This window comes from Enterobacter sp. JMULE2, assembly GCF_013337145.1.
Taxonomy (GTDB): domain Bacteria; phylum Pseudomonadota; class Gammaproteobacteria; order Enterobacterales; family Enterobacteriaceae; genus Enterobacter; species Enterobacter mori.
The window spans coordinates 312,156-325,089 of the sequence record NZ_SGWD01000010.1 but is presented as its reverse complement, the minus strand read 5'-3'; the positions used below and the strand labels follow the sequence as shown (position 1 = coordinate 325,089).

The following is a 12,934-nucleotide window of genomic DNA, read 5'->3' as shown; positions in this document are numbered from 1 at the left end:
GAATAAGAGATGAAAAACCTGGCAACCCTGAGCGTTCACAGCGGCGAGTTCAACGACCAGCACGGCGCCGTCATGCCGCCGATTTACGCTACCTCGACGTTTGCGCAACCGTCACCCGGCGAGCATACCGGCTATGAGTATTCCCGCAGCGGCAACCCCACCCGCCACGCGCTGGAAACCGCCATCGCCGAACTGGAAGGCGGCTCGCGCGGCTACGCGTTTGCCTCCGGTCTGGCGGCCATCTCCACGGTGCTCGAACTGCTCGATAAAGACAGCCATATTGTCGCCATTGATGACGTTTACGGCGGGACGTATCGCCTGATTGAAAACGTGCGCAAGCGCAGCACCGGTCTGCAGGTCAGCTGGGTTAAACCGGACGACCTGGCCGGGCTTGAGGCCGCCATTCGTCCGGAAACCCGCATGGTGTGGGTTGAAACGCCAACCAACCCGCTGCTGAAGCTGGCGGATCTGGCGGCTATTGCGCAAATTGCCCGTCGTCATAACGTCATCAGCGTGGCGGATAACACCTTCGCGTCGCCGGTGATCCACCGTCCGCTGGAATCAGGTTTCGATATCGTGGTGCACTCCGCCACCAAATACCTGAACGGCCACTCAGACGTGGTGGCCGGGCTGGCAATTGTCGGGGACAACAAGGAACTGGCGGATAAGCTGGGTTATCTGCAAAACGCGGTGGGCGGCGTATTGGATCCGTTCAGCAGCTTCCTGACGCTGCGCGGTATTCGCACCCTTGCGCTGCGCGTCGAAAAGCACAGCACCAACGCGCTGGCGATTGCGCAATGGCTCGATCAGCATCCTCTGGTGGAAAACGTTTTCTATCCCGGTCTGGAATCGCATCCACAATATCAGCTTGCCCGTACGCAGATGGCGCTGCCGGGCGGGATGATTTCCGTCGTGGTGAAAGGCGATGCGCAACGCGCCACCGAGGTGATCCGCAACCTGAAGTTGTTCACCCTCGCGGAAAGCCTGGGCGGGGTGGAGAGTCTGGTGAGCCAGCCCTACAGCATGACCCACGCGTCGATTCCGCTGGAACAACGCCTGGCCAACGGCATAGTGCCGCAGCTGATCCGCCTGTCAGTCGGAATTGAAGATCCGAAAGACCTGATTGCCGACCTCAGCCAGGCGCTGCAAAAATAAGCAAAACGCGGCAGGTCAGGCACCTGCCGCCATAAGTTGTCATTATGCCTTAACGCATTGATAACAAACTTATGTGAATCTGCACAGATTATTTTTGAAGCGCTGTTTCCATTTTCCTTTTATCTTAAAATCAGCGTATAATGCGCGCCAAATCCCTGGTGAATGGTTTCAGCGCTTGGAATACAAAAAACAACGTACAACTTCTCCTCTCCTTCGTTGGGCTGACACACAGGCACACTTTCTTCTGCACGCTCATTTGATGTCTCCTATCCTTAGTGCGTGTCATATACTCTTTTGCAACACAGGTTTGACTCCGCGGCGGTGCGCCCCCGGAGCGAGATTTCCATATCCTTCCCAACTTAAAGACTAAGACTGTCATGAAAAAGACGAAAATTGTTTGTACTATCGGCCCGAAAACCGAATCTGAAGAGATGCTGAGCAAAATGCTGGATGCCGGCATGAACGTGATGCGTCTGAACTTCTCCCACGGCGACTATGCTGAGCACGGCCAGCGTATCCAGAACTTGCGCAACGTGATGAGCAAGACCGGCAAAAAAGCCGCTATTCTGCTGGATACCAAAGGTCCGGAAATCCGTACCATCAAACTGGAAGGCGGTAACGACGTTTCTCTGAAAGCGGGCCAGACCTTCACCTTCACCACCGACAAATCTGTTGTTGGTAACAGCGAAATCGTTGCAGTGACCTACGAAGGCTTCACCAGCGATCTGTCCGTCGGCAACACCGTGCTGGTGGACGATGGCCTGATCGGTATGGAAGTCACCGCTATCGAAGGCAAAAACGTTGTGTGTAAAGTGCTGAACAACGGCGACCTGGGCGAAAACAAAGGCGTTAACCTGCCGGGCGTTTCTATCGCGCTGCCAGCACTGGCTGAAAAAGACAAACAGGACCTGATCTTTGGTTGCGAGCAAGGTGTTGATTTCGTTGCTGCATCCTTCATCCGTAAGCGTTCTGACGTGGTTGAGATCCGTGAGCACCTGAAAGCGCACGGCGGCGAGAAGATCCAGATCATCTCCAAAATCGAAAACCAGGAAGGCCTGAACAACTTCGACGAAATTCTCGAAGCGTCAGACGGCATCATGGTTGCACGTGGCGACCTGGGCGTTGAGATCCCCGTTGAAGAAGTGATCTTCGCGCAGAAGATGATGATCGAGAAATGCGTTCGCGCGCGTAAAGTGGTTATCACTGCAACGCAGATGCTGGACTCCATGATCAAAAACCCACGCCCTACCCGCGCTGAAGCAGGTGACGTGGCGAACGCCATCCTCGACGGTACCGATGCAGTGATGCTGTCCGGTGAGTCAGCTAAGGGTAAATACCCGCTGGAAGCGGTCGGCATCATGGCGACCATCTGCGAGCGTACTGACCGCGTGATGACCAGCCGTCTGGACTTCAACAACGACAGCCGCAAACTGCGCATCACCGAAGCTGTGTGCCGCGGTGCAGTTGAAACCGCTGAGAAACTGGACGCACCGCTGATCGTGGTAGCGACCCAGGGCGGTAAATCTGCTCGTGCAGTGCGTAAATACTTCCCGGATGCCACCATCCTGGCCCTGACCACCAATGAAACCACCGCGCGTCAGCTGGTGCTGAGTAAAGGCGTGGTTGCTCATCTGGTGAAAGAGATCGCGTCTACCGATGATTTCTACATTCAGGGTAAAGCGATGGCGCTGGAAAGCGGTCTGGCACAGAAAGGCGACGTTGTGGTGATGGTTTCTGGTGCTCTGGTTCCAGCAGGTACCACTAACACTGCATCTGTTCACGTGCTGTAATAATTCCCGAACGAATTAATTTTGATAAAAAGCGCCCGCCGGGCGCTTTTTTTATTCTCGGCATTAGCCAAAGTCATTCAAATTGCAAATCGGGTTTTTCTATTTAATTGCGATTTATCTAAGATGAATCCGATGAAAAATGCCTTTTTTAACATGGCTTTTTCGACAAAAAGGCCAAATTCGTTGCTTCTTTGAGCGAACGATCAAAAATAGGCGTATTCCCATCAAAAAAATATTCTCAACCCAAAAAACTTTGTGTAATACTTGTAACGCTACATGGAGATTAACTCAATCTAGAGGGTATTAATAATGAATCGTACTAAACTGGTACTGGGCGCGGTAATCCTGGGTTCTACTCTGCTGGCAGGTTGCTCCAGCAACGCTAAAATCGATCAGCTGTCTTCTGACGTTCAGACTCTGAACGCTAAAGTTGACCAGCTGAGCAACGACGTGAACGCAATCCGTTCCGACGTTCAGGCTGCTAAAGACGACGCAGCTCGCGCTAACCAGCGTCTGGACAACCAGGCTACTAAATACCGTAAGTAATAGTACCTGTTAATAAAATGGCGCACATTGTGCGCCATTTTTTTTGCCTGCGTCAAACCCCTACTGCGTCACCTTCTCCCCTTCGTCTTCCGCTACCGCAGTTGACACCCGACTGTTCTGCACCGACAACACGCTGTTGCTGGCTGACGGGCCATTACCGGCAGACACCACAACAGGGATCCCCGCACGACGTGACAGGGCTTTATCGATCAGCGCTTTATCACTCCCCGATTGAGACACGAAGGTCGCGAAATCTTCGGAGTGGCTAATGGGCGCTACCTGTGGGTTTTCCCCCTCGACCTGCGCCAACGGACGGTGTACTTCGATGTAGCGTTTCCCGTCCGGCTCGACGGCAAACTTCACCGGCTCATTGATAATCTGGACCCGCGTGCCAACACGCACCTGCCCAAAAAGCGCTTTGATATCCGGCGCGTTCATCCGCATACAGCCTGAACTGACCCGTAAACCGACGCTGTCCGGCGCGCTGGTGCCGTGGATGAGATATTCACCGTTCCCTACGCCTAAACGCAGCGCAAAGCGTCCTAACGGGTTATTTGGCCCTGCTGGCACGACCGGCGGCAATTTAATTCCTTGCGCCAGAGAGCGCGCCCTGATGCCCGCTGTCGGTGTCCAGGTTGGATTAGGGATTTTCTGACTCACGCGGGTGGTCGTCACCGGCGTTTCCAGTCCCAGCTGCCCGATACCGAGCGGGAAGACCTGAACGATATTCTCCCCCGGCGGGAAATAGTAAAGCCGAAGCTCAGCCAGGTTGACCACGATCCCTTCCCGCGGGGTATCCGGCAGCAGCATTTGAGAAGGAATGGTGATCACCGTCCCCGGCGCGGGGTTCACCGGTGCAATGGTATTATTGGTTTCAAGAATAAGCTGAGCAGCCGTATTAAACCGGCGGGCAATGGCCTGCAGTTTATTGTCGCCTTCCTGAATCGTGTAGGTTTGATTTTGCCCAATCAGACGGCTGCCTGCGGGCGGCAACGGATAATCCACCGCCCGGGCCGAATTAAGCACACCGAGCGAACCAAGGAGTAATAGAGTTATTAGAGACGCGCGCTTCATGCTGAGATTCCTTATTCACTGACAGAACGCCAGAAAGCTGAAAAACCAGCGAGGCGGGAACCACCTCGCGAAACAGAATGAATGCTGTTCTGTAAGTCTAGCTAAGGATTGCAGCTTTGGCGCGAATGCCGCGGATCATCGCTTCCAGTCCCTGGGATCGGGACGGGGTGAGATGTTGGGTGAGTGCCATTTTTTCGAACCAGGGACGAACATCAAAAGCGACAATGTCCTGCGCCGACATCTGGTGATAGAGAATAAAGACGACGGCAATAAGCCCTTTCACAATCGCAGCGTCGCTGTCGCCATGTAATTCGATAGTGCCATCGGCAGATTGCTTCATCACAATCCACACCTGGCTCTGGCAGCCCTGAATAATATTATCCGGGTTATGCGCCTCTTCGCTGAGCGGCGCTAAACGCTGCCCCAACTCAATAATATAGAGATATTTCTCTTCCCAGTTAGCGCAACGCCCGAAGTTGCGCAGCAATTTATCTTTATCCGGCAGTTCTGCCATCTTTCGCCTCTCCGTTAGCCCAGCAACTGGTGAATGCGCTTAAGCCCCGCCACCAGCCTGTCGACCTCTTCCGTTGTGTTGTACATCACCAGCGACGCGCGACACATTGCCGGCACCTGGTAAAACGCCATCAGGGGCATGGCGCAGTGATGCCCGGTACGGACCGCCACGCCATAATTATCCAGAAAACTGCCCACGTCATAGGCGTGATGTTTACCCAGATTAAACGCAATCACACCCTGTCGGTCAGCCGGGCCGTATAAGGTTAAATCCGGTACGCTGGCAAGCTGGGCAAGCGCATAGTGCATCAGCAGCTGTTCATATTCCTGAATGGCATCAAGGCCAATCGCAGAAACGTAGGAGACCGCCGCCCCCAGCCCGATAATGCCCCCGGTGTTGGGCGTGCCCGCCTCAAAACGCCACGGCGCGCGGGCGTAGGTAGTCCCTTCTGAGAGGCTAACGGTGGCGATCATCGACCCGCCCCCTTCCCACGGCGGCATCGCCTGCAGGATGTCTTCTTTCACATACAGCACGCCAATCCCGGTCGGGCCGTAGAGTTTGTGTCCCGAGAAGACGTAGAAATCGCAGTCCAGCGCCTGGACATCAACCGCGTGGTGCATCACCGCCTGCGCGCCGTCAATCAGTACCTTCGCCCCTGCCTGATGGGCCTTTGCGATAATCTCCGCCACCGGGTTCTCAGTCCCCAGTACGTTAGAGACCTGGGTGACGGCCACCAGCCGCGTGCGCTCATCCAGCAACGCGTCAAGCTGCTCAAGCTGAAGCGTCCCGTCGGCATTCAACGGGATCACCCGCAGCTGCGCACCAACGCGCTCACAGAGCATTTGCCACGGCACGATATTGGCGTGGTGCTCCATTTGCGTGATGACGATGTTATCGCCCGCATGCACCTGTGCGTTGCCCCAGCTGTTGGCGACCAGGTTGATCCCTTCGGTGGTGCCGCGCACGAAGACCAGCTCTTCAGGCGATTGCGCATTGAGGAAAGCGGCAATCTGCGTGCGCACGTTTTCCATACGCTGGGTCGCCTCGGCGCTCAGGGTATGAATACCGCGATGCACGGCGGCATAGCCGTGACGATAGAATTCGGCTTCTGCATCCACCACCTGATTCGGTTTCTGCGCGCTGGCCGCGCTGTCCAGATAGGCCAGCGGCAGACCGTTCACTTCACGGGTCAGAACGGGAAAATCTGCCCGTACTTTCTCGACGGGAAAACTCATGCTTCGCCTCCAGGCAGACGCTGACCGATACGGGCCAGCACCTGCTGTTTTAACGCGCCATCGTGCAGCGCTTCCGTCAGCTCGGCGGCAAACGCGTAGATGATCATCTTCTGCGCCGCCTGCCGATCGATACCGCGGGAGCGCAGGTAGAACATCTGCTCATCGTCAATCCGCCCGACCGTCGCACCGTGGCTGCATTTCACGTCATCGGCGTAGATCTCCAGCTGCGGTTTGGTGTCCACTTCCGCCAGACGCCCCAGCAGCAGGTTGTTGTTGGTCATCTGTCCGTCGGTTTTAATGGCGTGCTGGGCCACGTTAATCAGGCCGTTAAACACCGCGCGCCCTTTGTCGCTGACGATCGTTTTATGCAGCTGACGGCTGTTGCAATAGCCTTTGTTGTGCTCAAGCCAGGTGCGCGTGTCGCACACTTCAGACTTGACCGGCATCGCCAGGCTGTTAATACGTAGCGTGGTATTTTCACCGTTAAGCTGGGTGCTGGTATTGTGGCGCAGCACCACGCTGCCGAGCAGGAAGCTATGGCTGTAGGCCGCGGCATCTTGCCCAAGTAAAATGTCGTTATGGGCAAAGTGGTGGCTCTGGGGGTTCTCAAACGCCAGCTTGATGTGGTGAAGCTGGGCATTGGCCGCCACATTCATCGTCAGACGCGAGCCGGTAAAGTGGCGCGTCTCGTTGAGGCTGACGTAATGTTCAATCACCGTGGCCTCTGCCCCCTCCGCCAGTTCAAGATGATGGCGATAGTGCGCGGTGTTGATTTCGTCACCGTCCAGCCCCTGAGTGATGTGCATCAGCAGCAGCGGCTTCGCCGGACGCTGGTTACGTTTCACGCTGATATGCGTCACAGACTGCGCCAGACTTTCGGTGAGATGCAGGAAGACCTCCGGCTGAACCGGTGCGGCCAGACTCTGATGAACGTCATTCACGGCGATCTCAAAGCCGCTGTGTTGCGTCTCGTCACTGAGTTCCGGGTGAAACACGCCGTCGACAAAGACCAGGCGCAGCGCATCCACAGGTAACGCCAGCCCGTCTCGCTGGGCCGGAGTGACGTCCGCCGAGCGCGTGACAAACTCGCCGTTCAGCAGGCCATCGAGCGGTGTGTATTTCCAGTTTTCGTGCTTACGGGTGGGCAGACCCAGACGCAGCATCTGCTGAAGGTGCTGCTGAGCCTGTTCAGAACGCGATTGCCCCTGCGTTTCAAACAGCCGGTGCCACTGCTGGAGTGCATTACTGCTGTTCGGTAAGCCAGCCATAACCCTGCTCCTCCAGTTGTTTAACCAGCGTGAAATCGCCGGATTTCACAATGCGCCCCTGGTAAAGCACGTGGACGTAGTCTGGTTTGATGTAGTCAAGAATGCGTTGGTAGTGGGTGACGATAATAAACGAGCGCTTGCCGTCACGCAGCGAGTTCACCCCGTCCGCGACAATCTTCAGGGCGTCGATGTCCAGGCCTGAATCGGTCTCATCAAGAATGCACAGCTCGGGCTCGAGCACCGCCATCTGCAGAATGTCGTTACGCTTTTTCTCACCGCCGGAGAAGCCGACGTTGACCGAACGGGTCAGCAGGTCTTCCGGCATTTTCAGCAGCTTGATCTTCTCTTCCATCAGATCCTGGAAGTCGAAGCGGTCCAGCGCGTCGAGACCGCGATATTTGCGCACCGCGTTCAGCGCCGTCTGCAGGAAGAACTGATTGCTGACGCCCGGAATTTCTACCGGGTACTGGAAGGCCATAAAAATGCCCTCCCCGGCCCGCTCTTCCGGCGACATCTCCAGCAGATCTTTGCCGTTAAACTCGACGGAGCCGTGGGTGACTTCGTAATCTTCGCGTCCTGCCAGCGTCGCGGAAAGCGTACTTTTCCCGGAGCCGTTCGGCCCCATGATGGCATGAACTTCACCCGGCTTAATGTCAAAATTGAGGCCACGCAGGATGGCTTTCTCTTCCACGCTAACCTGTAAATCTTTAATGCTTAACATGTGCTTTCCTTAACCGACGCTGTGTTCAAGACTAATGGCGAGGAGTTTTTGTGCTTCAACGGCGAATTCCAGCGGCAGTTCAGAGAACACGTCCTTACAGAAGCCGTTCACAATCATTGAAATGGCATCTTCTTCACTGATCCCGCGCTGCAGGCAGTAGAAGAGCTGGTCTTCCCCGATGCGCGACGTGGTCGCTTCGTGCTCAAGCTGGGCCGTGTTATTACGGCACTCGACGTACGGGAAGGTATGCGCGCCGCAGTCAGCGCCAATCAGCATTGAGTCACACTGGGTAAAGTTACGCACGTTGGTGGCCGTCGGCATGATTTTCACCAGCCCGCGATAGCTGTTCTGGCTGTGCCCGGCGGAGATCCCTTTCGAGATAATGGTGGATTTGGTGTTTTTACCAATGTGGATCATCTTGGTGCCGGTATCGGCCTGCTGATGGCCGCTGGTCAGCGCCACCGAGTAAAACTCACCGATGGAGTTATCCCCGCGCAGGATGCAGCTCGGGTATTTCCAGGTAATGGCCGAGCCGGTTTCCGACTGGGTCCAGGACATCTTGCTGTTTTCGCCTTCGCACAGTGCGCGCTTGGTGACGAAGTTCAGGATACCGCCGGTGTTGCCGTCGCCCGGGAACCAGTTTTGCACCGTGGAGTATTTCACCTCGGCGTCTTTGTGGATGATGACTTCCACCACCGCCGCGTGCAGCTGATAGCTATCTCGTACCGGCGCGGAACAGCCTTCGATATAGCTGACGTAGCTGCCTTCATCGGCCACCAGAATGGTACGTTCGAACTGGCCAGTTTTTTCCGCGTTGATACGGAAATAAGTCGACAGCTCCATCGGGCAACGTACGCCTTTCGGCACATAAATAAAGGTGCCGTCGGAGGCTACCGCCGCGTTGAGCGCCGCGAAGAAATTATCGTTAGAGGGCACCACGGTCCCAATGTACTTTTTCACCAGTTCCGGGTGATCGTGAATCGCTTCGCCGAAGGAGCAGAAAATGATCCCCTGCTCTGCCAGCTTCTCGCGGTAGGTGGTCGCCACCGAGACGGAGTCAAAAATGGCGTCCACCGCCACCTCTCTTCCTTCGCGAACGGGCACGCCAAGCTGATTAAAGGCTTCTTCAACTTCTTTGCTCAGGAAGCTGTTTTCTGCGCCGGTTTGCTGTACCGCACCCGGCTGCGAGGCGCAGGTGTCGTCACAGCTGCCGCAGGAGGGCGCGGAGTAGTAGCTGTAATCCTGATAGTTCAGCTTGTCGTAGTGCGCTTTCAGCCAGTGCGGCTCTTCCATTTCCAGCCAGGCGCGGAAGGCGCTCAGACGAAATTCGAGCATCCACTCGGGTTCGTTACGTTTGGCCGAGATCGCCCGTACGACATCTTCGTTGATGCCTTTCGCCAGCTCATCGGTCTGCAGCTGCGTGAAGAACCCTTCTTTATAATTCAGGTGTCCGCCGCTCCAGGTGTTCACATCACTCGTTGCTTCAGTATTACGAGACATAGTACCGCCTATACCCCAAAGCTTTCGCCGCAGCCGCATTCGTTCTGGGCTTTCGGGTTATGAAATTTGAATAACTGGTTTAAGCCTTCGCGGACGTAGTCCACTTCGGTGCCGTCAATAAAGGGCATCGCCTGCAGCGCAACGAACAGTTTCGCGCCGTCGGTTTCGAAGACCAGGTCATCTTTCTCGGGTTCGGTGACGGTATCAAGCACGTAACCAAAACCTGCGCATCCGGTCTGTTTGACGCCTAAACGCACGCCAAGGATCTCGGGCTTTTTCGCCACCAGCTCGTGAATGTGTGCCGCCGCCGCTGGCGTGAGCGTTAAACCGCGCCAGGCAAAATCGGCCGGATTAAAGGTTTCTGAATGCAGTTCCATAGGTCCACCTCGTCTGAATAGCCATCAGGGCATAACACCATGTTAGTGATAACGATTATCACTTCAACCCCCTGTCAGTAGGGGCATCCGGGTAAACCGCCCTTTTTGGTTACTTTTATTAAGCATAGACCCTGTAGAAGGATGCAGGCAGGATGGATTTAATTGTTCAATGCATTGATAAATAATGCATTTCGCCGCGGCATTTGTGGCGATGAGGAGAAAAGTAAAATATGCATCGGAAATGCCTATTTTTAAGATAGCTTCTTTAGCTGTCGTAAACATAGTCAAACGAATGCGCTTTGGCGCACAGAAACAAGTGCTACCCCAGCAGCAAACAATCGGATAATCAGAGTCTTTTTCTGAAAATCATGCAGTCCCTCTGGATCACATTATCAATCGCTGTAGCATTAACCATACACATTTAATGGAAAATAGGTGTCATATGGCGTTACAGGGAAAGATGATTCTGAACGGCGCAGATTACGCGCCTTTCGATTTGTATGGGGTGGGCGTGTTCATGGCGCACTCAGGGTTGGGGGCCAGCAGAAACAATGCCAGTTGCGGACATGTCGCCAATACGGGTCCTATTCCCTTAGGGAAATACTGGATTGTAGATCGCAGGGAGGGTAACTGGTTTTCGCAAAAAAAAGAGGAAATTCACGATGGAGCTAACAGATTTATTGGCAGAAATGCTTTTGGTAAATCGGACTGGTTTGCTTTGTGGCGTGATGACTGGGGTATTGATGATTACACATGGGTAGAAAGCGTAAAACGTGGAAATTTCCGACTCCACCAGGCACGGTTTCAAAAGGTTGCATAACTATCGCCAACATGTCTGTTTTTGCGATGATTCATAACGCGCTAATGAATACATCACTTATTCAGGTCCCATGCATGAGGTCATTAATGGCGCGGGGATGGGTGGAGGTCGTAGCTGGTGGCCACATTAAAAAACCTTGCTCGTAGGGCATGTAAAATTATTTATTTTCTCATTTTATTACTCACTGTAGGTCATATACTACCAGGCCCTGAGATATATATTAACTATGATTTAGTCAGAACAACAGCCATGATTATCACCGGAAATGAGAATGCAGAATCAATGTATGACGCCTACTCATTTATTGACTGGGTTACAATGCTAATTATCATCATCCCTTTTTATATTATAACAATGAATTTACTCGAAAAAATAAGGAATAAATAAATGCCTATACCTCCCTATATGTGGCTTAAAGACGATGGCGGTGCAGATATCAAAGGATCTGTTGACGTACAAGATCGTGAAGGAAGTATTGAAATTATCGGCCTGAGCCATGGCATAAACTTGCCCGTTGACAGCGCAAACGGCAAAATCACCGGCACCCGCCAGCACTCATCCATGATGATTGAAAAAGAAGTTGATAGCGCTACACCATATCTTTACAAGGCTGCAGCAACCGGGCAGACGTTGAAAAGCGCAGAAATCAGGTTTTATCACATCAATGATGCAGGTCAGGAGGTTTGCTATTACACCGTTCTTATGGAGAATGTGAAATTAACGGGCGTCCACTGTAGCGTTCCAAATGTTAAGCTTGCGGGCAACGATAAAATGAATCATATTGAAAGTGTCAGCATTCAATATGAAAAAATCACCTGGAGAATTATTGACGGTAATATCCAATTTTCAGATGCATGGAATGAGCGCCATACAAGCTGAGTAATAATAAGGAGCACCACCACCTATTATTTTGTGAATTATCTGGTAATGGTGCTCATCCTTTCACGCTCCTGATGACGCCTCGGCCCATTAAACATGCGAAGTTAACTTTTGCTCAGGAAGTGACAAAAACAAAAAAAGGCCCTCAAGGCCTCTTACGATCAGTGATGAAATGAAACAGCAAACCCCTGTTCGCGCCAGTGATCGAGCTGTTCCTGCTGGCGAGGTGTGGGGGATTTCCCCGTCCAGACGAAGATTTTTTGCCCCGGGAACAGTTCAGGACGCGGTGAATCGATGGGTTCAGCCAAGACGTCAATGTGCCAGCCCTTCTGCGATAAGCGCGCGGCTTCCAGCCATAGGTGGGTGCGGTCATCGCATTCCCAGCCAATCAGTAGAGCGTCTTTACCGGCTTTCTTGCGGGATTCCGCCAGGCTTGCAACCGCGAATTCGATCAGTACGCCGTCAAACAGACTCGCCATGTGACGCACGGTATTTTGGTCCTGGTTCATTCGCTGTCGGACCGGAGAAATAATGTTATCAATCAGCGCATCCATCGCATGATCGCGCCGGAACTCGCCGATTTTGGCGCGCAGTTTACCCGGGCTGGCGTAACGCAGAACCGTCATCATCTCTTCCTGGAAAGAGGCCCAGTTGCCCTGCGTCAGCTCTTCTTTATTTTCCAGTAACGCTTTGACTTTTCCGACCGAGACGCCGGTTTTCATCAGGCGCTTGATCTCTTCGATACGCAGGATATCCTCATCGTCAAACTGACGATGGCCCCCTTCGCTGCGTTGCGGCTTCAACAAACCATAACGGCGTTGCCAGGCGCGCAGCGTAACGGGGTTGATACCGCATCGTTCGGCGACTTCGCCGATACTGTAATAGGCCATTAACTCCCTCACGCTCAACACTTCCATACCTAACCGCACCAACCTTATCAGATTGTATAACGCATTTGTATAAACAACTCCCCGTTATGAGACAAGTGAAAGGGGTCAAATCCTTTCACTCGTTTATCTATTGTTGTCCAAATTTCTCTGTTCGTACAGTTAACT

12 protein-coding genes and 1 pseudogene are annotated in these 12,934 nt (G+C 53.6%); 5 read left to right on the top strand and 8 right to left on the bottom strand.

Annotated features, from left to right (window positions below):
- The first annotated feature begins 9 nt into the window (after nucleotides 1-9).
- The 3 genes from EXW94_RS02445 (at nucleotide 10) to lpp (ending at nucleotide 3,491) form a co-directional block, all read left to right on the top strand.
- Nucleotides 10-1,155 carry a PLP-dependent aspartate aminotransferase family protein gene (locus tag EXW94_RS02445; protein ID WP_010430244.1) on the top strand — a complete coding sequence of 382 codons (1,146 nt, stop codon included), beginning with the start codon at nucleotides 10-12 and terminating at the stop codon, nucleotides 1,153-1,155.
- A gap of 377 nt (nucleotides 1,156-1,532) precedes the next feature.
- The gene (gene pykF / locus EXW94_RS02440; RefSeq protein WP_120158826.1) at nucleotides 1,533-2,945 is read left to right on the top strand and encodes a pyruvate kinase PykF; all 1,413 of its coding nucleotides are present in this window, start codon (nucleotides 1,533-1,535) and stop codon (nucleotides 2,943-2,945) included.
- A 309-nt stretch (nucleotides 2,946-3,254) separates the two neighbouring features.
- Entirely contained in the window at nucleotides 3,255-3,491 is a 237-nt protein-coding gene (lpp, locus tag EXW94_RS02435) for a murein lipoprotein Lpp (RefSeq protein WP_010430241.1), read from the top strand.
- A gap of 60 nt (nucleotides 3,492-3,551) precedes the next feature.
- Here lpp and EXW94_RS02430 read toward each other — a convergent pair whose 3' ends face one another.
- From EXW94_RS02430 to sufA, 7 genes are all read right to left on the bottom strand, one after another.
- Nucleotides 3,552-4,565, bottom strand: coding sequence for a L,D-transpeptidase family protein (locus EXW94_RS02430; RefSeq protein ID WP_174339401.1), 1,014 nt, complete (start codon nucleotides 4,563-4,565; stop codon nucleotides 3,552-3,554).
- A gap of 97 nt (nucleotides 4,566-4,662) precedes the next feature.
- The gene (gene sufE / locus EXW94_RS02425) at nucleotides 4,663-5,079 is read right to left on the bottom strand and encodes a cysteine desulfuration protein SufE (protein WP_108416839.1); all 417 of its coding nucleotides are present in this window, start codon (nucleotides 5,077-5,079) and stop codon (nucleotides 4,663-4,665) included.
- Between the two features lie 14 nt (nucleotides 5,080-5,093).
- Nucleotides 5,094-6,314: a cysteine desulfurase SufS gene (sufS, locus tag EXW94_RS02420; protein ID WP_108416838.1), complete on the bottom strand. Its 1,221-nt coding sequence runs from the start codon at nucleotides 6,312-6,314 to the stop codon at nucleotides 5,094-5,096.
- Nucleotides 6,311-7,582 (bottom strand): Fe-S cluster assembly protein SufD, encoded by a 1,272-nt coding sequence (sufD, locus tag EXW94_RS02415; protein ID WP_174339400.1) that lies wholly within the window; start codon nucleotides 7,580-7,582, stop codon nucleotides 6,311-6,313. The genes sufS and sufD overlap by 4 nt, the downstream gene beginning before the upstream one ends.
- On the bottom strand, nucleotides 7,557-8,303 hold the full coding sequence (gene sufC / locus EXW94_RS02410) for a Fe-S cluster assembly ATPase SufC (protein WP_108416836.1): 747 nt from the start codon (nucleotides 8,301-8,303) through the stop codon (nucleotides 7,557-7,559). The genes sufD and sufC overlap by 26 nt, the downstream gene beginning before the upstream one ends.
- A gap of 9 nt (nucleotides 8,304-8,312) precedes the next feature.
- Nucleotides 8,313-9,803, bottom strand: coding sequence for a Fe-S cluster assembly protein SufB (sufB, locus tag EXW94_RS02405; protein ID WP_174339399.1), 1,491 nt, complete (start codon nucleotides 9,801-9,803; stop codon nucleotides 8,313-8,315).
- Nucleotides 9,804-9,811: 8 nt separating this feature from the next.
- Nucleotides 9,812-10,180: a Fe-S cluster assembly scaffold SufA gene (gene sufA / locus EXW94_RS02400; RefSeq protein WP_010430228.1), complete on the bottom strand. Its 369-nt coding sequence runs from the start codon at nucleotides 10,178-10,180 to the stop codon at nucleotides 9,812-9,814.
- Between the two features lie 442 nt (nucleotides 10,181-10,622).
- On the opposite strand from sufA, the pseudogene EXW94_RS02395 reads away from it, so the two are divergent.
- Nucleotides 10,623-11,146 (top strand): annotated as a pseudogene (locus EXW94_RS02395) (DUF2778 domain-containing protein).
- Between the two features lie 241 nt (nucleotides 11,147-11,387).
- Nucleotides 11,388-11,879, top strand: a complete 492-nt coding sequence (locus tag EXW94_RS02390) for a type VI secretion system tube protein TssD (protein ID WP_148399478.1) — start codon at nucleotides 11,388-11,390, stop codon at nucleotides 11,877-11,879.
- A gap of 161 nt (nucleotides 11,880-12,040) precedes the next feature.
- On the opposite strand, the gene EXW94_RS02385 is transcribed toward EXW94_RS02390, so the two are convergent.
- Nucleotides 12,041-12,769: a MerR family transcriptional regulator gene (locus EXW94_RS02385; RefSeq protein ID WP_174339398.1), complete on the bottom strand. Its 729-nt coding sequence runs from the start codon at nucleotides 12,767-12,769 to the stop codon at nucleotides 12,041-12,043.
- Nucleotides 12,770-12,934: the final 165 nt, after the last annotated feature.